At 67.3% G+C, this 20,725-nt stretch carries 22 protein-coding genes; 11 read left to right on the forward strand and 11 right to left on the reverse strand.

Going from position 1 to position 20,725, the window contains the following annotated elements:
- Window position 1: 1 nt before the first annotated feature.
- From AC1HFW_RS28505 to AC1HFW_RS28535, 7 genes are all read right to left on the reverse strand, one after another.
- Entirely contained in the window at window positions 2–442 is a 441-nt protein-coding gene (locus tag AC1HFW_RS28505) for a CBS domain-containing protein (protein ID WP_035359324.1), read from the reverse strand.
- A complete protein-coding gene (locus AC1HFW_RS28510) occupies window positions 426–899 on the reverse strand; it encodes a type II toxin-antitoxin system RelE/ParE family toxin (protein WP_479286036.1) in 474 nt (157 codons plus the stop codon). Before AC1HFW_RS28510 ends, AC1HFW_RS28505 begins: the two co-directional genes overlap by 17 nt.
- Window positions 900–1,291: 392 nt before the next feature.
- Window positions 1,292–2,305, reverse strand: a complete 1,014-nt coding sequence (locus AC1HFW_RS28515) for a proline racemase family protein (protein WP_006390651.1) — start codon at window positions 2,303–2,305, stop codon at window positions 1,292–1,294.
- Window positions 2,306–2,343: 38 nt separating this feature from the next.
- Window positions 2,344–3,135: an ABC transporter permease gene (locus tag AC1HFW_RS28520; RefSeq protein ID WP_054428328.1), complete on the reverse strand. Its 792-nt coding sequence runs from the start codon at window positions 3,133–3,135 to the stop codon at window positions 2,344–2,346.
- Window positions 3,132–3,980, reverse strand: coding sequence for an ABC transporter permease (locus AC1HFW_RS28525; protein ID WP_006390649.1), 849 nt, complete (start codon window positions 3,978–3,980; stop codon window positions 3,132–3,134). Before AC1HFW_RS28525 ends, AC1HFW_RS28520 begins: the two co-directional genes overlap by 4 nt.
- A complete protein-coding gene (locus tag AC1HFW_RS28530; protein WP_479286038.1) occupies window positions 3,977–5,026 on the reverse strand; it encodes an ABC transporter ATP-binding protein in 1,050 nt (349 codons plus the stop codon). Before AC1HFW_RS28530 ends, AC1HFW_RS28525 begins: the two co-directional genes overlap by 4 nt.
- A 16-nt stretch (window positions 5,027–5,042) precedes the next feature.
- A complete protein-coding gene (locus AC1HFW_RS28535; protein ID WP_479286040.1) occupies window positions 5,043–6,098 on the reverse strand; it encodes an ABC transporter substrate-binding protein in 1,056 nt (351 codons plus the stop codon).
- A 124-nt stretch (window positions 6,099–6,222) separates the two neighbouring features.
- Here AC1HFW_RS28535 and AC1HFW_RS28540 point away from each other — a divergent pair, with 124 nt between their 5' ends.
- From AC1HFW_RS28540 to AC1HFW_RS28565, 6 genes are all read left to right on the forward strand, one after another.
- Window positions 6,223–7,305: a GlxA family transcriptional regulator gene (locus AC1HFW_RS28540; RefSeq protein WP_006390646.1), complete on the forward strand. Its 1,083-nt coding sequence runs from the start codon at window positions 6,223–6,225 to the stop codon at window positions 7,303–7,305.
- A 23-nt stretch (window positions 7,306–7,328) separates the two neighbouring features.
- The gene (locus AC1HFW_RS28545; RefSeq protein ID WP_479286042.1) at window positions 7,329–8,039 is read left to right on the forward strand and encodes a glutathione S-transferase; all 711 of its coding nucleotides are present in this window, start codon (window positions 7,329–7,331) and stop codon (window positions 8,037–8,039) included.
- A 391-nt stretch (window positions 8,040–8,430) separates the two neighbouring features.
- The gene (locus tag AC1HFW_RS28550; protein ID WP_479286043.1) at window positions 8,431–9,900 is read left to right on the forward strand and encodes a methyl-accepting chemotaxis protein; all 1,470 of its coding nucleotides are present in this window, start codon (window positions 8,431–8,433) and stop codon (window positions 9,898–9,900) included.
- Window positions 9,901–10,016: 116 nt separating this feature from the next.
- Window positions 10,017–10,241, forward strand: coding sequence for a DUF1653 domain-containing protein (locus AC1HFW_RS28555; protein WP_006390643.1), 225 nt, complete (start codon window positions 10,017–10,019; stop codon window positions 10,239–10,241).
- A 4-nt stretch (window positions 10,242–10,245) separates the two neighbouring features.
- Window positions 10,246–10,857 carry a 3'-5' exonuclease gene (locus AC1HFW_RS28560; RefSeq protein ID WP_241073242.1) on the forward strand — a complete coding sequence of 204 codons (612 nt, stop codon included), beginning with the start codon at window positions 10,246–10,248 and terminating at the stop codon, window positions 10,855–10,857.
- Window positions 10,858–10,885: 28 nt separating this feature from the next.
- On the forward strand, window positions 10,886–11,245 hold the full coding sequence (locus AC1HFW_RS28565) for a nucleotide pyrophosphohydrolase (protein ID WP_054428315.1): 360 nt from the start codon (window positions 10,886–10,888) through the stop codon (window positions 11,243–11,245).
- A 3-nt stretch (window positions 11,246–11,248) separates the two neighbouring features.
- Here the strand turns inward: AC1HFW_RS28565 and AC1HFW_RS28570 are convergent, their stop codons facing one another.
- The gene (locus tag AC1HFW_RS28570) at window positions 11,249–11,539 is read right to left on the reverse strand and encodes an antibiotic biosynthesis monooxygenase family protein (protein WP_006390640.1); all 291 of its coding nucleotides are present in this window, start codon (window positions 11,537–11,539) and stop codon (window positions 11,249–11,251) included.
- 73 nt (window positions 11,540–11,612) lie between these two features.
- Here AC1HFW_RS28570 and AC1HFW_RS28575 point away from each other — a divergent pair, with 73 nt between their 5' ends.
- The 3 genes from AC1HFW_RS28575 to AC1HFW_RS28585 all read left to right on the forward strand — a co-directional run bounded on the left by AC1HFW_RS28575 (window position 11,613) and on the right by AC1HFW_RS28585 (window position 13,692).
- Entirely contained in the window at window positions 11,613–12,026 is a 414-nt protein-coding gene (locus tag AC1HFW_RS28575; RefSeq protein ID WP_241073243.1) for a hypothetical protein, read from the forward strand.
- Between the two features lie 428 nt (window positions 12,027–12,454).
- Window positions 12,455–12,925: a hypothetical protein gene (locus AC1HFW_RS28580; RefSeq protein WP_061073704.1), complete on the forward strand. Its 471-nt coding sequence runs from the start codon at window positions 12,455–12,457 to the stop codon at window positions 12,923–12,925.
- 47 nt (window positions 12,926–12,972) lie between these two features.
- A complete protein-coding gene (locus AC1HFW_RS28585) occupies window positions 12,973–13,692 on the forward strand; it encodes a hypothetical protein (protein WP_061073705.1) in 720 nt (239 codons plus the stop codon).
- A 32-nt stretch (window positions 13,693–13,724) separates the two neighbouring features.
- Here the strand turns inward: AC1HFW_RS28585 and AC1HFW_RS28590 are convergent, their stop codons facing one another.
- Together AC1HFW_RS28590 and AC1HFW_RS28595 are read right to left on the reverse strand one after the other, a co-directional pair.
- The gene (locus AC1HFW_RS28590) at window positions 13,725–16,151 is read right to left on the reverse strand and encodes a DUF3772 domain-containing protein (protein WP_479286046.1); all 2,427 of its coding nucleotides are present in this window, start codon (window positions 16,149–16,151) and stop codon (window positions 13,725–13,727) included.
- 219 nt (window positions 16,152–16,370) lie between these two features.
- Complete coding sequence (locus AC1HFW_RS28595; protein ID WP_006390634.1) at window positions 16,371–17,294, reverse strand: LysR family transcriptional regulator; 924 nt, start codon at window positions 17,292–17,294, stop codon at window positions 16,371–16,373.
- A 239-nt stretch (window positions 17,295–17,533) separates the two neighbouring features.
- On the opposite strand from AC1HFW_RS28595, the gene AC1HFW_RS28600 reads away from it, so the two are divergent.
- Window positions 17,534–19,051 (forward strand): acetyl-CoA hydrolase/transferase family protein, encoded by a 1,518-nt coding sequence (locus tag AC1HFW_RS28600; RefSeq protein WP_479286049.1) that lies wholly within the window; start codon window positions 17,534–17,536, stop codon window positions 19,049–19,051.
- Between the two features lie 108 nt (window positions 19,052–19,159).
- Here the strand turns inward: AC1HFW_RS28600 and AC1HFW_RS28605 are convergent, their stop codons facing one another.
- Entirely contained in the window at window positions 19,160–20,107 is a 948-nt protein-coding gene (locus AC1HFW_RS28605) for a LysR substrate-binding domain-containing protein (RefSeq protein WP_006390632.1), read from the reverse strand.
- Window positions 20,108–20,289: 182 nt separating this feature from the next.
- Between AC1HFW_RS28605 and AC1HFW_RS28610 the strand changes: the two genes are divergently transcribed.
- Window positions 20,290–20,658: a hypothetical protein gene (locus tag AC1HFW_RS28610; RefSeq protein ID WP_479286051.1), complete on the forward strand. Its 369-nt coding sequence runs from the start codon at window positions 20,290–20,292 to the stop codon at window positions 20,656–20,658.
- Window positions 20,659–20,725: the final 67 nt, after the last annotated feature.

The raw sequence follows: 20,725 nt of genomic DNA on the forward strand, positions 1-20,725 counted from the left end.
TTCAGCCGTGTTCGCCGGAGATGTACCGTTCGAGTTCGGTGATGATGAATTTCTGCTCGCTCATGACGTCCTTGACAAGGTCGCCGATGGACACCAGGCCGACCAGCTTCTTGTCCTGGATGACGGGCAGGTGGCGGAAGTGGCGCTCGGTCATCAACGCCATACAGTGCTCGCGGGTGTCTTCCGGCCGCACGTAGAAGACCGAATCGGTCATGATCTCGCGGACCTTGGTGGTGCGCGAGGAGCGATCCTGCAGCACGATCTTGCGGGCGTAGTCGCGCTCGGTGAGCATGCCCAGCACCTCGTCGCCCTCCGCCACCACCACGGCGCCGATACTGCGTTCGGCCATGGTCTTGATGGCGTCGTACACGGACGAGTCCGGCGTGACGGTCACGACGGGCGGGTTGGCCTTTTCCCTGAGAATCTCAGCAACTTTCTTCACGATGTGCTCCCGAATCGCTGGCAAGGTTCAAGCGCCGGCCCGAGCCCGCGCCGGACGCCTGGCGCCGGCGCACGGTCTGGCCGTGACTCCATCCTAAGCCCGGCGATGGGATTGCCGCAAGTTTCCGGTGGGTTCTCAGGCGGTATGGCCTGGCGGGTTCGTGGAGCAGGTGGCTATAGTCGCGGCCGCCATAGAACACGCCCAGAATGGTCACGGACCCGTCATCGTTCACGGAGTAGGCGATGGTGCATCGTTTCTGATGATGCAGGAAGCGAAGATTGGGGTTGGCGGCATGGCGCCGTGCTCCCAGTTTTGGAAAATGGGCCAGGTCGAGGCAGGCCTGGATCACGCCGTCGACATAGCCATACGCTGTTGCGGAAGTCCCCGCCGCGCTGAAATACCGCTGCATGTTGACGATGTCGCGGAGCGCGTCCGGGGTGAACACGACGCAGAACATGTCAGCGGCCCGAGGGTCGTCTGCTGCGCTCCGCGGCGAGCGCGGCCAGAACCTCGCCAGGGGTGAGCAAGCGGGATGGATTCGCCTTGCTGGCCCGGCTTATCGCTTCGAGCTGCTTGAGCCAGGCGTTTTCGTCCCGCTGATCGACGCTGGGTAGATAGGGAGGCGGCAGCTCCGGGAAGGGATCCGATTGGCAGTGTTCCCGTACGGGGGGCCGTTGGGATGGCGTTGGACGGCGTGGCATGTAGAGAATTCCAAAGGCGAGGGCGACCTGGATAGCCTATGTGCGGCAGCACGACGCGACAAGTCCTTTGGGCCATTCCTCTCGTCCTATCTTTCGCCAAGCGCGCGGCGGCGGCCGGCGGCCAGCCCACGCCGGCCGCCGCGCCTTCTCAGCGGATCAGGAACCCCGCGCCCACCGGATCATTCTTGTCGATGACCCAGCGCGCCGTGCCCAGGATGCTGGCCGTGCCCTTCACCGTCGGCCGCACGGCGCGGGTGCCGTTCAGGTCGACTTCACCCAGCAGGCAGCCTTCGAAGGTGCCGCTGCCCAGCAGGCCTTCGGACTTGATGGGCTGGTTCAGGCCCATCTTGCCGCGCGCCTCGAACATGGCCATCATCGCGCTGGTGCCGGTGCCGCCGGGCGAACGGTCGAGCTGGCCGGCGCTGAACACGTGCACGTTCTTGTAGAACGCGCCTTCGATCGTCGGCTGGTGCCAGAACGTGATGAAGTTCAGGTTGTTGATGTGCGATTCGGTCGGATGCTGGATGCGCTGGCGCGCGTTGAGCTGGTCGCGCACGATCAGGCCCATGCGCGACAGCTCGGTGCCGTTGTCGGGCGAGATGCGCAGGTCGCAGTTCGACAGGTCGACGATGCCGAAGTAGTTGCCGCCCCACACGATGTCGGCCGACAGCTTGCCGTAGCCGGGCAGTTCCACCGGGATGTCCTGCGCCGCGACGTAGGCCGGCACGTTCTCGAAGCGGGTCCACAGCACGTTGTCGCCTTCCGAGGCCACTTCCGACACCACCAGGCCGGCGGTGGTCTCGAAGCGGATGCGGGTGATGCCATCCTTGCCGCGCGGCACCAGGCCGTTGGCCACCATGGCCATGCTGACCGCGATGGTGCCGTGGCCGCACATGTGCGAATACTCGGTGCCGTCGATGTAGATCAGGCCGGCGTCATATTCGGGGCTGGACGGCGGCGTGAGAAATACGCCGAACATGTCCTTGTGGCCGCGCGGCTCGCGCATCAGCGCCTTGCGCAGCCAGTCGTAGTGCTGCTCCAGGAACGCGCGCTTCTCCAGGATGGTGGAGCCGGCGGGGTACGGAATGCCGCTGTGCACGATGCACAGGGGCTCGCCTTCCGTATGGGTATAGATGACATCGAACGCGTCTTGCTTGCGCATGACTGAGACTCCAGGCGGTGATAGGGGGAAGAGGAAAGTTATTTGCCGCGTTCGGACAGCATGTCCAGCCCGACGGTCAAATCCAGGATCACGATGGCGACGACCGCAGCCACGATCGTGGCGCCCGATACGGCTGCGATGGTCGGATCAATCGTGTATTGCACGTAGTTGAAAAGCTTCACGGGGATCGTGTTCAGGTCCGCCGTGGTGTTGAAAATCGACAGCTCCACATTGATCCACGAGGAGATGAAGGCGAAGATCGAACCGGTCACGATGCCCGGGCGTATCTGCGGCAGCACCACCAGGAAGAACGTGGTCCAGGGGTTGGCGCCCAGGTCGGCCGAGGCTTCCTCCAGCGCGCGCTGTTCCGGCGTCAGCAGCGTCAGGGTCGAGCGCAGCACGAACGGCGCGATGATCACGACGTGGCCGATCAAGAGCGACAGGAAGCTGCGGGTCAGGCCGAAATAGGCGCCGAACTGCAGCAGCGCCGCGCCCAGCACGATGTGCGGCAGCACCAGCGGCGACATCAGCACCGAGGTCAGCGCGGCCTTGCCCGGGAACTCGTAGCGCGCCAGCGCCAGCGCCGCCGGCACCGTCAGCAGCACCGCCGCCACCGTCGCGGCCAGCGCCAGCACCGTGCTGGTGGTGAACGCGGCCACATAGCCGGCTTCGACCAGCAGCGTGCGGTACCACTCCAGCGTCCAGCCCTGTGGCGGGAACGCCAGGTACGGCGTGGCGGTGAACGATGCGCCCAGGATCACCACGAGCGGCAGCGCCAGGTAGGCCAGCACGGCCAGCGCGGTCAGGCGGATCAGGTGGCGGGCGATCATCGCGCGGCTCCCGGCAAGGTGGCGGCGCGGTTGGCCAGCGCCACCAGGATCAGGGTGAAGACCAGCAGCACCATGCTCAGCGCGCCGCCGTAGTGGAAATCGAACACCGTGCTGTACTGCTGGAAGATCAGCATCGACAGCACCGTGACGCGGCCGCCCGACAGCAGCGCCGGCGTCACGTAGGCGCTGACCGCCAGCGTGAAGACGATGATGGCGCCCGACACCACGCCGGGCAGCGTCAGCGGCCAGGTCACGTGCAAGAAGGTCGCCGCCGGGCTGGCGCCCAGGTCGGCCGAGGCCTGCTCGCAGGCCGGATCGACCCGCGCCAGCGCATTGCCCACCGCCAGCACCACGAACGGCAGCAGCACGTAGACCATGCCGATCAGGATGCCCAGCTCGGTGCCGATGAAGCGCATCGGCCGGTCCACCGCGCCGCTGGCCATCAATCCCTGGTTGACCAGGCCGTTGCGGCCCAGCAGCACCATCCAGCCGAAGGCGCGCACGATGTTGCTGGTGAACAGCGGCACCACCAGCAAGATCACGCAGGCGCGGCGCCAGGCCTGCCAGCGCACCACGCGCACCAGGTACCAGGCCAGCGGATAGCCCAGCAGCAGGCAGGCGAGGGTGGTGAACAGGGCCAGCCGGAACGTCACCAGGATCACGTCCCAGTGGTACTGGTCGGCCAGCACCTTCATGTACTGCGCGGCCGTCGGCGTCAGGCCGTCGGGCCCGCCGGTGGCGCTGGCCAGCGCCACCACCGCCAGCGGCGCCAGGAAGAAGGCCGCGAAGAACAGCACCGGGGCCGCCAGCAGCAGGCCGGGAGAGAGCCAGGCGCGCCGCGTCATGGCTGGCCGCCGATCAGGTGCAGGTGGTCGGGCGCGAACGCCAGCGCCACGTCGCCGCCGGCACGCAGACCGCCCGGCGCGAGACCGCCATGGCGCGCCACCAGCGTCTGGCCGCCGACGTCGACGTGGATCATGCTGTGGCTGCCCACGTTGATCACGTCGCTCACGGTGCCGGTCAGCATGGCGTCGGCGCGTTCGCACAGCTTCAGGTCTTCGGGCCGCAGCACGGCCAGGCCGCGGCCCGCGGCCGGGCGTTGGGCGAGCGGCACGCGCAGGCCCTGGGCATCCAGCATCAAGGCGCCGTCATCGGCCACCGTGTAGGCGATGAAGTTGGCGTCGCCGATGAATTCGGCCACGAAGCGCGTGGCCGGCTGGCGGTAGATGTCGGTGCCGGCGCCGACCTGTTCGATGCGGCCGGCGTGCATCACCACGACGCGGTCCGCCATGGTCATCGCTTCTTCCTGGTCGTGGGTGACGAAGATGAAGGCGATGCCGAGACGGGCCTGCAGGTGCTTGAGTTCGAGCTGCATGCGCTTGCGCAGCTTCAGGTCCAGCGCCGACAGCGGCTCGTCCAGCAACAGCAGCTTGGGCTGGTTGACGATGGCGCGCGCCAGCGCCACGCGCTGCTGCTGGCCGCCGGACATCTCGCGCGGATAGCGCGGACCGAAGTCGGCCAGGCCGACCATGTCCAGCGCATCCCGGGCGCGCCCTGCCGCGTCCGATTTCGACGCGCCCTGGCGCCGCGGACCGTAGGCGACGTTCTCCAGCACCGTCATGTGCGGGAACAGCGCATAGTTCTGGAACACGGTATTGAGCGGGCGGCGGTGCGCCGGCAGGCGGCTGACGTCCTGGCCGTCGATCAGGATGCGGCCCGATTCCGGCTGCAGGAAACCGGCGATCGACTTGAGCAGCGTGGTCTTGCCGCAGCCGCTGGGGCCCAGCAGCGCCACGAACTCTCCCTGCTGGATTTCCAGGTCGATGCGATCCAGCGCCTGGTAGGCGCCGAAGCGCATCGACACGCCTTCGATGGTGAGCAAAGCGGACATGGGGAACGGACCTTGCTCAGCGCTTGCGGGCGACCTGCCGGTTCCACGCGTCGGTGACCTCGGCGCGGCGGGCGTTGATGATGTTCCAGTCGAACAGGCTCAGGCTCTTGACCGAGCCGTCGGCGCCCCAGGGCAGCTTGCGGGCCACGTCCTTGGACACCTGCACGTCCTTGACCGCGGGGCCCAGGTACAGCTTGGTGGCCAGGCAGGCGGCCGCATCGGGCGTCAGCGCGGTGTCGATGAACTTCTGCGCCGCGGCCTTGTTGGGCGCGCCCTTGACCAGGTGCAGGCGGGCGTCGGTGGCCCACACGCCTTCCTTGGGCACGGTGAAGCCGATGGGCAGGCCCTTGTCGATCAGGTCCCAGGCGCCGACGTTGAAGTGCGCGCCGATCACGGCTTCGCCGCTCTGGAAGGCGTTGGTGGCCGCGCCCGAGCTGTCGAAGAACAGCGCGGTGTCCAGCGACGCCAGCTTGGAATAGAGCGGCCCCAGGTTCGACGGGTCGATCGCCCACACCCGCGCCAGGAAGAAGATGAACGGCACGCCCGACGAGTTGGCGGGCGAGGGCACCGCCACCGCGCCGGCGTACTCGGGCTTCCACAGGTCCTTCCAGCTGGTCGGAGGCTGCGTCACTTCCTTGGTGCTGTAGGTGATGCCGAGCGAGTAGTAGCCGGTGCTGACCGCATAGGCGGCGTTGGCGTCGCGGTACACGCCCTGCTCGATGACGTTCTTCAGGTTGGGAATGGCGCCGGCGTCCAGCGCGTCCAGCACGCCGGCCTGCTGCGCCAGTTCGCTGATGCCGCCGTCCATCCAGGCCACGTCGATGGTCGGCGCGCCCTTTTGTTGCTGCAGCTTGGCCAGCGTGGTGGTGGAGGTGCCGACTTCCGGCACCACGGTGACGCCGGTGGCCTTGGTGAAGGGCTCGGCCACGCAGGCGCGGAACGCGTCGCCCCAGTTGCCGCCGTACCAGGCGACGGTGATTTTCTGCTGTTGCGCCAGCGCCGCGTGCGAAGCCAGGAACAGCCCTGCGCCGAGCGCCGCCGCGCCCAGCGCGCTGCGGGTGTTTGTTGCCATGTCGGATTCCCCTTGTAGATTTGTCGATCCGCGATTCATTGACTCAAGTACCACAGGCACATCTTGGGCGATGCTCGGGAAAACGAGCTTGAAGACGCGGGACATAAACTTGAATAATTGCGTCATGTCCGTCGCCGCGCCACCCCCGTCCTTGCCGCTCTCCTATGAAGACGGCGAAGCACACCTGCCTCAGGGAAAACCCGCCCTGACCATCGGCATCGTGCTGCTGGACCAGTTCACGCTCGCCGCGTTCGCCGGTTTCGTCGATGTGTTGCGGCTGGCCGGCGACCATGGCGGGCGTAGCCGCCAGATCCATACCGCGTGGCGGGTGATGAGCTGGGATGGCAAGCCGCGTTGTTCCAGCGCCGGCCTGACCATCGAGGTCGAAGCCGGCCTGCCCGAGGATCCGGCGCAGTTCGACTACGTCGCCATCTGCGGCGGCAATGACTATTCCAGCGGCCGCATGCCCGAGCCCCTGCGCGACTGGCTGCGGCGGGCGGCGGCGCTGCGGGTGCGCCTGCTGGGCATCTGCACCGGCACCTTCGCGCTGGCGCAGGCCGACGTGATCGGCCCGCGCACGGTCTGCGTTCACTGGAACGTGCTGGAAACCTTCCGAGAGCGTTTTCCCGCGACCCGTGCCGTCGTCGACCGCCTGTTCGTCGACGAGGGCGACCTGATTTCCTGCGCCGGCTCCACCGCCGCCATCGACCTGGGCCTGTACCTGGTGGCGCGCCATTGCGGCCGCGACAAGGCGCAGCAGGCCATGCGCCACATGATGCTGCAGGGCGCGCGGCCGGGCCGCGTGCCGCAGGCGCATTTCCGCACCGACCTGTCCGGCATCCAGGACCTGCGGGTGCGCCAGGCGGCGCATTTCATCGAGCAGCGCATCGACAATCCGCCGCCGCTCGATGCCATCGCGCGTTATGTCGGCTTGGGCCGGCGCCAGCTGGAACGGGCCTTCCGCCTGGCCACCGGCATGTCGCCGATGGCGTTCCAGCGGCAATTGCGGCTGGAATATGGCAGCTGGTTGTTGCTTAATAATGCCTGCAGCATCACGCAAATCGCGCTGGATTGCGGGTTTGCCGACGGCGCGCATTTTTCACGCGATTTCCGCGCGCATTTCGGCCAATCCCCACGCCAGTATCAGCAGAGCCACGGGCAGGACGCCGCGCGGCACGAAGGCGAGATCAGCGTCTTTCCCGCGTAGCCTTGCCCCGGCAAGGAGAACGCATGACATACGACCTTTGGTATTGGGACGGCATTCCCGGCCGCGGAGAATTCGTGCGCCTGGCGCTGGAGGCGGGCGGTATTCCCTACCGTGAGCGCACCCGCGAACCCGGCATCGGCGAAGACGCGCTGATCCAGGACATGCTGTCCGATCGCAAGCAGCCTCCCTTTGCGCCGCCTTATCTGGTGGCCGGGAAAATGACCCTGGCGCAGACCGCCAACATCCTGCTGTTTCTCGGGGAAAAGCACGGCCTGGCGCCCGCCACGGTATCGGGACGCCTGTGGGTCAACCAATTGCAGCTGACCATCGCCGACATGGTGGCGGAGGCGCACGATACCCACCACCCGATTTCGGCCAGCGATTATTACGAGGACCAGAAGGACGAGGCCGCGCGGCGCGCCCGCGGTTTCCGCGAGGAACGTATTCCCAAGTTCCTGGGATATTTCGAGCGGGTGCTGGCCGGCCCCGATGCGTGGCTGGCTGGCGGCAAGCGCTGGAGTTATGCCGACCTGTCCTTGTTCCATCTGGTCGACGGCCTGCTGTTCGCCTTTCCCAGGCGCATGGGAACGCAGGCGGTGAAGTTCCCCAATGTCATGGCCTTGCACCGGCGCGTCGCGGAACTGCCGGCGTTGCAGCCGTATTTCGCCAGCGGCAGGCGCCTGCCATTCGGCGAGGGCATATTCCGCCATTATCGCGAGCTCGACGCGGAATAACGATTTCCGGTTAGCGGTTGCCGCATGCGGATGCGCGGGATCCGGGGCGTATTTATTGTTGTGTTAATTAAATGGGGCCGTCGCCAGCGCGGGCCCCATTATTTCTCCGGCTCATATCTGAAAATACGGGGGCGGATTCGTATTAACCCTGATCAATAACAAAAAATCACACAGGCGTTAATCGTGAAATGCAGTGAAAGATCCGCCGCCATATTTTTTTTAGTAAGTCATCAATGAATATATTGAGAACAGCTCATTTTTAGGATTAAATATTTTCGACTGGATACATTCTTCCGTTTTCTGTAATCCTTGACCTGCCGTCGCTACCGGGGCGACGGACCTGCAGGCAAGCGTGTGCAAACTCGTCCCATTCCCTGCGGGAGACGTCAACATGCAATGGCTTACCCTCAAACGCCTGCTGCGCGGCGAGCGCGGCATGCAGAAAGCGGATCTATACGGGCAGATCGCGGCCATCCATAAAGCGCAGGCGGTGATCGAGTTCGATCTCGAAGGCCATGTGCTGATGGCCAATCAGAATTTCCTCGACACCATGGGTTATGAACTGGACGAGGTGCTGGGCCAGCATCACCGCATGTTCGTGGTGCCCGAGGATCGGGAATCCGCCGAATACCTCGCCTTCTGGGACAAACTGGGCCAGGGTGCGCACGACGCGGGCCGTTATCGCCGCATTCGCAGGGATGGCAGCGATGTCTGGCTGCAGGCCAGCTACAACCCGATCTTCGATAAACACGGCCGTCCCTTCAAGGTGGTCAAGTACGCCACCGACATTACTGAACAGCAGCAGCGCCAGGCGGATACCGAGGGGCAGCTCGAGGCCATTTCCAAAGTGCAGGCCATTATCGAGTTCGAACTGGACGGCACCATCATCCGCGCCAACGACCTGTTCCTGAACGCGGTGGGTTATCACGAGGACGAAGTGCGCGGCCGCCACCACAGCATGTTCGTGCTGCCCGAAGAGGCGCGCAGCGGCGCCTATGCGGAATTCTGGCGCAAGCTGCGCGGCGGCCAGCACGACACCGGCCAATATCTGCGTATCGGCAAGAATGGCCGCCATGTCTGGATCGAGGCCAGCTACAACCCGATTTTCGATGCCGAGGGCCGGCCGTTCAAAGTGGTGAAATTCGCCACCGACATCACCAAACGGTTTACCGCCGCGCAGACGCTGCGGGTGGCGGTGCAGGGCCTGACCGAAAACGCGGAACGCGCCAGCCAGGCCAATTCCCTGGCGCAGGACGCCTGCCGGGTGGCAGAAGAGGGCGGCAAGACGGTCGCGGGCGTGGTCCGCACCATGGGCGCCATCACCGACAGTTCCAAGCGCATCTCGGAAATCATCGGCGTCATGGATGGCATCGCGTTCCAGACCAATATCCTGGCGCTGAACGCGGCGGTGGAGGCGGCGCGCGCCGGCGTGCACGGCAAGGGTTTCGCGGTGGTGGCGGCGGAGGTGCGCAGCCTGGCGCAGAACAGCGCCGCCGCGGCCAAGGAAATCAAAGGGCTGATCACCACCTCGGTTGAGCAGATCGGCAGCGGCGCCCGCCAGGTGCAGTCGGCCGGGACCACCATGGAAGACATCGTCGCTTCGTCGCGGCGGGTCACCGAGATCATGGGCGAAGTGGTGGAAGTCTCGCTGGCGCAATCGGCCAAGCTGGGTGAAGTCACCGAGGACATCACCCAGATGACGGCCGAGGCCGCGTCCGCGCTGCAGGCCGCGCACGAACTGCATGGCGGCAGCCCGACGCTCAGGCCGGCGGTCAAGCCGGTGGCGCCGTCGCTGCGCGCCCGGCAGGCCGCCAATACGCCGCTGCCGCCCAAGCCGGTGCTGGAGTACGTGCGCTATTGATGCGAGGGCGGCGGCGCGCCCGCCGCCCGAGTGCGCTATAAATACGGTCTTGTACGAACCCGTCGGCCCAGGCAGGAAGTTTCCGGCCCGGGCCGTGTTCTTTGCGGCTATTCCCCATGACCGAATCCGAAGCCCTGGCTCTCGCCACCCACCGTCATTACAAGGGCGGCTTGTACCGCTACATCGATACCGCCCGCCATTCCGAGACCGAGGAATCCATGGTGGTCTACGAGCACCTGTGGCCGCACGCGCGCGGCCTGTGGGTGCGCCCGGCCGACCTGTTCTTCGGCCAGCTGGCCGACGGCTCGCCGCGGTTCGCGCCGCTGCCCGCGGCGCGGTAAGGCCATGGCCTTCTACTATCGCCGTGCGCGGCCGGCCGGCGCCACGCCGCGCGCCGCCTCCGCGCAGCCGTCCGCGGCGGTTTCCGCCGCCCTGAACGCCTTGCGCGGTCCGTTCGTCGTAGCCGACTTGGAAACCACCGGACTGTCGACCGCGTCGTGCGAGATCCTGGAATTCGCCGCGGTGCGCGTCGGCACGGGCGGCGCGGCCGAGCAGGAATACGCGCAGGTGGTGCGCACCCGCGCCTCGGTGCCGCCGTTCATCACCCGCCTCACCGGCATCACCCAGTCCGAGGTCGACCGCCAGGGCGTGCCCGTGGCGCAGGCCTTCGCGGCGTTCCTGGCGTTCGTCGGCGACCTGCCGGTGTTTTTCCACAATGCCTCGTTCGACCGCCGCTTCCTGGACGCCGCCGCGCTCCAGACCGGCCTGCCGTTCGCCAACGCCACGCATTGCACGCTGGTCCTGGCGCGGCGCGCCTGGCCCGAGCTGCCCTCGCACAAGCTGGATGTGCTGGCGCGGCACGTGGGCGCGTCGGAGCCCACCCACCGGGCGCTGGCCGACGTGCGCACCACGGTGGCCGTCGCATTGGCGGCCAGTTCGAGGTTGGCCGCGGCCTGAGGCCGCGCCACGTTTCAACGGAGCCATCATGTCCGACCTGGAGCATATCCGGCAGGCGCTGCGGGCCTTCACCGCCGAACGCGAGTGGCAGCGGTTCCATTCGCCCAAGAACCTGGCGATGGCGTTGTCGGGGGAAGCGGGCGAGTTGCTGGCGCTGTTCCAGTGGCTGACCGAACAGGAGTCGCGCCAGCCGTCCGCGGCGCTGCTGGCGGACGCGGCCGACGAGATCGCCGACGTGCAGATGTACCTGGTGGCCCTGGCGGATCAGCTGGGCGTGGACATCGCGGCCGCGGTCCAGGCCAAGATGGCCCGGAACGCGGTGAAGTATCCCGCGGATCGCTTTCGCGGCAGCGCGCGCAAGTATGACGATCCGCCGGACGCGGCCTGAACCTCAGACCACCTTTTGCTCGTGGTGCACCTGCGGCGGTTCGACGAAGAAGCCCGCCACGAGTTTGCGCCACTCCTGAAAATCGGAAGATTCCCGGAAATCCACCATATGGTTTTCGACGGTTTCCCAATCCACCACCAGCGTGTAGCGCTGCGGCTGCTCGATGCTGCGGTACAGTTCCATGCCGTGGCAGCCGCGGGCCCGCAGGAACAGCGGCTTGGCCTGCGCCACGCCGGCTTCGAACAGGGCTTCCTGTCCTTCGCGGACATGGATGCTGGCAATCTCCTGGATCATGATGGTGTCTCCGGATAAAGAGGCCGGGCAGGGGCCGGCCGGGCGGAGTAGTATGGCCCAAAATTCCGTCCCGATGAACCGATCCGTCCTTTCGCTGCCGCGCCTCGTCGCCGCCCGCTTGCTCTGGTACGTCGGCGTTGCCGCGCTCGCCCTCATGGCGCTGGCCTCGCCGACGCAGTTCAGCGTGGTCGCGGTGCTGTCGGCCATTGCGATCTACATCCCGCTGTCCATGCTGGGCCTGCCGATCGCGGCCTGGCTGGTGCTGCGCCAGGCCCGCGCCGCCGCGCCCGCCGCCTTGGCGCCGGCGTGGCCCTGCTGGCTGGCGGGCGCGACCGGCATCGCGCTGCTGGCCTGCTATCACCTGTGGGCCGAGATGGAACTGGCCGAGCTCGGCGTGCTGTTGCTGCTCGTCGCGGTGGACCTGGCACTGGCGCGCTGGGAATCGGCGCGCCTGCTGGAGCGCATTGCCGCGCATCGACCGCGTTGAACCCGGGCCGGTCGCGCCGGCCGTCACACTCTCCTGACAGTCAGCCTAAAGGTTGCCTCCCTGCCGCCCGCCGCCGTGCGCGCTAGGTAAATCGCGCGAGAGAGTGCGTCCTCGCCCCATCCTATGAGCTGAGATGCGGCGCAGCAATTCCGCCCGGCGCGCGCCGCGACTCCTCCATACGCATGGCCCACGCAGCGGTGCTCGCAGATTCCACGCCATCTTTTACGTCTGCGCGCTCCCTCTCTGGAGGGCGGTCGCCCGTTTAACCGATATCGACGTCCTTAGTCCGGAGCAATCATTCCGTACCAATACGAAAGTCCCAAACGCCACGTTGCCGTAAGGGCGTAATGCGTCGGGGTGGTAAAGGTCCGCGCCGGTCGGCCACCGGCACCTGTGCATCCGCATCGAGCGGATCAGGAGGAGCTCAAATGAAAAAGCTCGCAGCAGTCGCAGCGTTGTCCCTCGTCGCGGTCTCGGCCGCTTATGCGAGCGGCCCGGGCCAGCCCAGCATTTCCGCGTCTGGCCATGTCGGCACCATCACCGGGACGGTGTCCTCGGTCTCCACGGGCACTTCCGTGGTCTCGACCCAGATCAACGGCTATGGCTCGTCGAGCCAGACGTCGTTCGGTGAAACGGGCGGCGTCGCCACCGCGGGAGGATCGTTCAACCGGGATGGCACCACCGCGGTCACCAGCACGCGGCAATACGCGACCAGCGAAACCTACGGCCAGATCCATGGCAACGCGCCGATCATGGTGGGCGACAGCATCGCCAATGGCGGCGCCACGTTCGGCAGCACCACCACCAATGCCACGGCCACCGGCACGTTCAAGGCCGGTGCGATCGGCGCGACCGCGTCGATCCATGGCATCGGCCCCGTGGGCGGTTTTGGTCACTGAGCAGCACGCAATCCGGACGGCTTCGGCCGTCCGGTCGAGAGGACATCATGAAAACCCTTGCGCTTGCCTTATCCCTGTCGCTGTCGCTGGTGGCCTTTTCCGCGGGCGCCCAGACCAGCTCTTCCGCCGCGTCCACCTCGGCGTCGTCGGGCTCCACCAACGCCGGCAACAACCAGGGCATCACGCTCAATTCCAACAACAGTGGATCGAGCACCCTGCGGACCGCGCCGCCGATCGGCTCACAGAGCTTCTATGGTTCGTTCTCCTCCGACAGCTGCATGGTGTCGGCGGGCGGCGGCGGCTCGGTGGTCGGCTTCGGCATGAACGTGGCGTTCCCGGTCGAGGACCAGAAATGCAGCCTGCGGCGCAACTTCGAGCGCACCATGCAGGCGGCCGCGTCGACCAAGGATCCGGACCGGTCGCGCCGGCTGGAGACGGCCGCCGTGGACATCCTGTGCCAGACCGACGATCGGACCAAGGCCGCGCTCACCGCGCAGGGACTGTGCACCAATCCCTCGCTGACCACCGCGGATCACCGCTTCGAGAATCCCTCGCAGAACGTCGCGCAGACCGCGCCTGTCGCGCCCTCGCAAGCGCAGTACGCGCCCGCCCAGCCGCAGTCGCCCACCGCCCAGTACATGGCGCCGGCGCCGGTCGCGCAGGCCTACCCGGTAATGTCGGGGCAGAACGCCATGGTCAACGCGCCGGCGCTGCGCAATCCGCGCATGGACCGGCAGGGCCTGACCGACTTCTATTCGCCGGGTTGATGATCGTGTGCGGCGATCGCGGTTCCGGGGGCTCAGGGCGTGGCGGCGGGCGTGGCCGCGGCGCCCGGCCCCTCGGCCGCGCCCGGCTGCTGCAAGGCCGCGGCCTGAGGCGCGGATGCCAGCAGCATCGTGGGCGGCGACGACACCTCCAGCCCTGCTTCGTGCAGCCGCTGCAGCAGCGTGAACAACAACGCGCTGCGCACGCCGTAGGCCGAGCGCGGCGACGAGACATAGCCCTTGGCGTTGAACACCAGGTTGCCGCCGTCGATGCCGTCCAGGAACACATTCGGCGCCGGCGTATCCAGCACATCGTCATGGTCGGCGAAGGCCTGCAGGATCAGCTCGCGCACCCGTTGCGCATCGGTTGACAGCGGCAGCGGCAACTTGATCTGCACCAGCCCCAGCGGGTTGGACCGCGTGACGTTGCGCACCGTCTTGGTCACGAATTCCGAATTTGGCACGATCACGGTGGAACGATCGCCCATCTGGATTTCCGTGGCGCGCACGTTGATGCGCAGAATGTCCCCTTCGACGCCGCCCAGCGACACCCAGTCGCCTACCTTGACCGGCCGCTCGGCCAGCAGGATCAGGCCCGAGACGAAGTTCTGCACCACCGCCTGCAGGCCGAAACCGATACCCACGGACAGCGCGCTGGCGATCCACGCCACCCGTTCCAGCCCGATGCCGGCGGCCGACAGCGACAGCGCCACCGCCAGCACGAAGCCGGCATAGCCGAACAGCGTCGCGGCCGACAGCTGCATGCCAGGATCCAGCTCCGTCGTGGGCAGATAGCGGTTCGACAGCCAGCGCTTGAGCATCTTCACGCTCAGCAGCGACAGGCCCAGCACCAGCAGCGCCTGCAGTACCGCGCCCGGGCGGATCTGCGCCTCGCCGATGGCCAGGCCCTTGCGCAACTGGTCGAAGCGCTGAAGCAGGTCCATCGGCCCTTCGCCGAACGGCGCCAGCAACAGGATCACGGCCAGCAGGCCCACCGCCACGCGGCCCACGCCGGACAGCAGCACGGCGGCCTGGTCGCGCAGGCTGGGCCCTTCGCTGTCTTCGCGGTGCGACGTGCCCAGCAAGGTGCTGAAGCCATCCTCGATCAGCACGGCCAGCAGGTAGGCCGATGCCAGGATGATGACGACCCACAGCACCTGCTTGGTCAGGAAGCTGCCGAAGGCGACATAGCCCGCCAGCAGGCTGGCCAGGCTGATCACCAGCACCGTGCCGGTCGCGGTCAGCAGCAGCGAGGTCCAGAAGGGCGGGGGCGGGCCGTCTTCCCGCAGCGCCTTGCGCCGCAGCCGGCGGCCGATCGACAGCGCCACCGCCATCGTCACCATCACGAACACGGCCACGATGCCGGTCAGGGTGATGGTGGTGGTGAGGCTGGCGTTCAGCAGCACCGGCAGGCGCTCGGCCAGCCAGATCATTACGACAAGCACGCCCAGCACGCCGGGCAGCCAGCGCAGGCGGTGCGCCACCTTGTCGGAGATCGGCGGCAGGCGCCACGACGGCCGGTTGGCCGACAGCAGCGCGTAGCCCAGGCCCGACACGTAGCCGCCGAAACAGACCGTGGCGACCAGATTGGCCAGCAGGGCGCCGGTGTTTTCCGACAACTGGGAATTCCAGTCCAGGCCGATGTGGATCAGCAGGGCGATGACCCCGGGCGTGGCGACGGCCAGCGTCAGCAGCGCCACCGCCAGGAACGAGCGGCGCAGGCGTCCGGGCGGCACGCGCGTGGCTGTGAGCCGCAGCAGCACCCGGCCGATCCAGACGCGCAGCGCGATCGCCAGCGCCGCCGCCGCGGCCAGCAGCAGCCAGCCCCATTTCGGCGTCTGGCCGACCGCGGTGGCCAGATCGTCGCGCAGCGCCACCAGGCGCTCCAGGTCGCCGGGGAATTCCTCGCGGAACTCGGCCCAGAATTGGCTGGACAGGAACGAGTCGCGCCGTTCGCCCAGACGCGCCTGGAATTGCGTGCGGCGCAGGCCCGAAATCTGTTCCGCCGTCTGCGCGGCATCGACCGACAGCAGTCGCGCCAGCTTGATCTGCGCGTCCAGCGCGCGGCTGTTCTTCTCCAGCTGCATGCGCTGCGCCGCCACGTCGGGCGCTTCCTTGACGCCCTCGGGCGGGGCGCCCAGCTCGCTCAGGCGCGCGGTCACGCTGGTCAGCTGCGGCGTGAGCGCATCGGCGGTGGCATCCGCCTTGGATTGGATGTCCAGGGCATCGCCGCGCTGCTTGAGCAGGTCGGCGTCGTCGGTCTCGTCCGGAACGCGCTTGCGGATGTCGTCGAGCTGCTTGCGGGCGCCGGCCAGCATGGCGTCGGTTTCGGCGGGCGAAGAGGGCGCGGCGGCGAAGGCCGGCGCCAGGCACAGCGCCAGCAGCAGGCCGGCCATCAGTGCGGCAAAAGAACGGCGGCGCGGCAGGGCGCGCAAGAGCGGATGTTGCGGGTTCGGGATCATGAGTCTTGGGGCGATGGGATCGCGTCGAGGCGGCAGCATAACAAGCCGCGGCCCGGTCCGTTGCAACAAAAACTCAGCTATGTCCCCCGTTAGATTCCGGCCGTTGCCGGCATGCATCACCGGGCGCGGAAAAGGAGAAAATGGGGGCGGATTTGAACCCGCATCCGGACGGTCGCGGGGGAGACGCGGACGGGCGGGCCAGGACCCGCGGCGGCGACTTCAGGACTGCGCCGCGCGCCTATCGGCCCGGGGCCGGCGGGGGCCGCCCAGCACCGCGTCGCAGACTTCCAGCCAGGCGCGCGCGGCGTACGACAGGTAACCCGATTGCTGCCAGATATGGCCGACCTCCCATTGCAGGCCGGACTTGGCCAGCTTGGCGGTGCTGAGTCCGCGCGTCTTCATCCGCTGCATCAGCGGTTCGGGCAGCAGCGCCACGCCCAGCCCGGCCGACGCCATCGCCACCAGGAAATCCCAGTGCGCGCTCTGCGCCGCGATGCCGGGTTGCAGCCCGGCATCGGCGAACGCCTGGCGCAGCCGCCGCGTCATGGCGAAGTCGTCCGTGGGAATCAGCAGGCGGGTGTCGCGCAGCGCGCTCAAGGGCAGCGAGGTCTTGCCCGCCCAGGCCGCGTCCGGCGGTCCGATCACCCAGATGGGATAGCTGCCGAAGGCCTGTGCCGCCAGGCCGCTGTCGGGCGCGATCGGCAGGATGGTGGCGCCCACTTCCAGTTCACCGCCCGCCACCAGGTCCTCGACCGCGCGGCCGGTGCCCTCGCGCAGGGTCAGGTGGATGCCGGGGTGCAGTTCGCGAAACCGTTTGACCACCGGCGTGAACAGCAGGTTGATCATGGGCGGGATGCCGACCTCCAGCGAACCGCGCTGCAGCTCCGCCGTCTGGCGCATTTCCTCGCCCAGCTGGCGCATGGTCTCCAGCACCTGCAGGCCGCGCTGGTACATCACGCGGCCGGTGTCGGTGGGGCGCGCCGTGTGGCCGTCGCGTACCAGCAGCGGCGTGCCGGCTTCCTCTTCCAGTTGGCGGATCATCTTGCTGACCGTGGACTGCGTCACGAACAGCGCCTTGGCCGCCTGCGTGAAGCTGGCATGCCGGACCGTCTCGACGAAATACCGCAGGGCGCGCACGTCCAAGGCTCATCTCCTGCGCAAGGCGCGGAACATTCAAATAATGAAAAAAACGACTGGATGGGATGATTTTAAGTCATTACGAGATTTGGCTGGCGCTTCCTATACTGCGGAAAATTCGTCCCGAAGCCGGCCTGCCAGGCTCTTCGGGCATCGGGAAACGCCGCGCTAGACGGCGCCTGGATGCGAGCGGCTGAACCGCCGCGTCCGGCCGCGAGCCGCCGGCTTTTGAATCTGGAGACACCATGCATATCGACCGTATCCGCCATCCCGGGCTACGCGCCAAGATCACGTCCGCTGAACAGGCGGCCCTGCTGGTGCAGGACGGCATGACCGTCGGTATGAGCGGCTTCACTCGCGCCGGCGACTGTAAGTCGGTGCCGGCCGCGCTGGCCGAACGGGCCGGGCGCGAACCGCTCGCCATCACCCTCATCACGGGCGCCTCGCTGGGCCACGACACCGACAAGATGCTGGCGCAGGCCAACGCGCTGGCGCGCCGCATGCCGTTCCAGGTCGACACCACCCTGCGTCGCAAGATCAACCAGGGCGAGATCGCCTTCATCGACCAGCACCTGTCCGAGACCGCCGAGCAGCTGCGCGCCGGCCACATCGGCCCGGTCGACGTGGCCATCATCGAAGCCGCCGCCATCACCGAGACCGGCGCGATCGTGCCGACCATGTCGGTGGGCAACTCGGTCTCGTTCGCGCAGCAGGCGCGCTGCGTCATCATCGAGCTGAACCTGGGCGTGCCGGCCGCGATCGAAGGCCTGCACGACATCTATGTGCCGGCCGGGCGTCCGAACCGCGAGCCCATGGGCCTGGTGTCGGCCGACCAGCGCATCGGCCAGCCGTTCATCGAAGTGGACCCCGACAAGATCGCCGCCATCGTCATCACGCACGAGCCGGACAGCCCCTCCAACGCCTTGCCGCCGGATGCCGAGACCAATGCCATCGCCGCGCACATCAACGCGTTCCTGCGCCGCGAAGTGGACGCCGGCCGCCTGACCAATTCGCTGTTGCCGCTGCAGGCCGGCATCGGCACCATCGCCAATGCGGTGCTGCACGGATTTGAATCGTCGGATTTCGACGGACTGACGATGTATTCGGAAGTGCTGCAGGACAGCGCCATCGAGCTGCTCGACCAGGGCAAGCTGGCCTTCGCCTCGGCCTCGTCCATCACGGTATCCAAGCCGGTGTACGAGAAGATCCTCGCCAACATCGATCATTACCGCGAACGCATCGTGCTGCGCCCGCAGGAAATCAGCAACGCGCCGGAAATCGTGCGCCGCCTGGGCATCATCGCCATCAATACCGCGCTGGAGTTCGACATCTACGGCAACGTCAACTCCACCCATGTCGGCGGCACGCACATGATGAACGGCATCGGCGGTTCCGGCGACTTCGCCCGCAACGCGCACCTGGCGATCTTCGTGTCGAAATCCATGGCCAAGAACGGCGACATCTCCAGCGTCGTGCCAATGGTGTCCCACGTGGATCACACCGAGCATGACGTCGACGTCCTCGTCACCGAATGCGGCCTGGCCGACCTGCGCGGCCTGGCGCCGCGCGAACGCGCCCGCGCCATCATCCAGCATTGTGTGCACCCGTCCTATCGCGAGGCCCTGCAGGACTATTTCGACCGGGCCTGCGAGCGCGGCGGCCAGACGCCCCATCTGCTGGAAGAGGCGTTCGCATGGCACCAGCGCTTCAACGAGACCGACAGCATGCGGGCGGTACCGCCCGCGACCCGCAAGGTCGCCTGATTGCGCCCAGGCTTGCGGTCCGCTGCTTGAGGCCCGGAGGGGCCCGGAGAGACCCGGGGAGACCCGGGCTCGGCGGCGGGAGATTCCTTCCGAGCCGCTCCCTTCGAGCTATTCCTTCCTGTCCCGCGTTGTCTTGGCCGCATCATGGCCAGCGGCGGTCACCAGGCTCTTGCTCGAGCGTTCCAGCTCGTCGCGCAGCCATTGCTTGAGCGCCACCAGCGGTTCCCAGTCGCGCAGGCTGGGCCGGTAGACCAAGTGATAGGTCTGGGCCTGCTCATAGTGCACGGTCACCGGTGACACCTGCACCAGCCGCCCGGCACAGATCGCGTCCGCCGCCAGTAACTCGCGTCCCAGCGTGATGCCCAGGCCCTGCTCGGTGGCCTGCAGCATCATGCCGGCATCGTTGAAGGTGGCGACCGGCGTCACCGGCACGCTCAGCCCCGCCGCATTGAACCAGTGCTGCCACATGTCGCGATCGCCGAGCAGGGGCTGGCGCGCCAGCGTCTCGGGCGTGTTGTCGGGCAAGGCCGCCGCCGTTTCCGGCGAGGCCAGCGCGATCAGCGGCAATGGCATGTCGAATAGCGGCTCGGACTCGACGCCCGGCCATGGGCCGCGGCCGAATCGCAGCGCGGCGTGAAAGCCGTCGCGCAGCAGATCCACGACCTGCTGCGACGTTTCGATCTGCAGCGACAAGTCGGGGTGGCGCTTGTGCCAGCGCGTCATGCGCGGTAGCAGCCAGCGCTGCGCGAACGAGGGCAGCACCGACACGCGCAACTGCTGCGCGCTGCCGGTCGCGGCGGCCGAAGCCGCCATCAGGCCCTCGTCCAGCAACACCATCGCGCTCTGCACGCGGCACAGCAGCGCCGCGCCGGCGGGGTTCAGCACGATGCCTCGCCCGCTGCGCTCGAACAAGGGGAAGCCCAACTGTTCCTCCAATCCCTTGATCTGCTGGCTGACCGCGCTGTGGGTCAGATGCAGGCGTTCGGCCGCGGCGCGCAGGTTCTGCAGCTCTGCGACGGCGCGGAAGGCGGGCAAGGTATTCAGGGGGAGGCGCATGGGAAAGGGGCGGGACGCCAGGCAGTTTCGCGGGCACTCCGTGGGCGAGAGACAGGCCGGCCTATGGAGGGAATGGTTCGATTGGTTAGCTTAACTGACCGCCTTGGGTAAAACAATTCGATTTTCAGCGGCTGTTTGGGCGAATACGCTTACCAAAACGGACTAAATCGAGGAGCCAAGCCATGTCCGCCCAAACCTGCATCCAGACCTCTCCCGCTTTCGGCGCCGCTTGTCCGGCGCCCGCGCGGACTCCCGCGCCCGAGATGGCGCCGTCCGTGGCGCCGGCCATCTCGGCTTCCCAGCCGGGGGCGCGCGACCCGGCAACCGCGGTCTCCGGCGCCAACCGCGCGGCCGCGCCGTCGGGCGGTTTCATCGTTCGTCTCTGGCGCGCCTATCGCCAGCGGCGTGCCGACAGGATCCTGCGCAACCTGGCCGACGAGATGGATGTCCACATGCTGAAGGACGTGGGCGCGCCGGAATGGTTGGTGAACCAGGCCACGGTCGAGCAATCGCTCAAGCGGGCCACCCGCATCGACACCTTGCGCTGGTGACCGGGGCAGGATGGCTGGGGGCGCCGGGGCGCGTGCCTGCCCGCTCCCTGCCGTAGCCGGCTGCTTT

Source organism: Achromobacter sp. ISS7 (assembly GCF_056523125.1).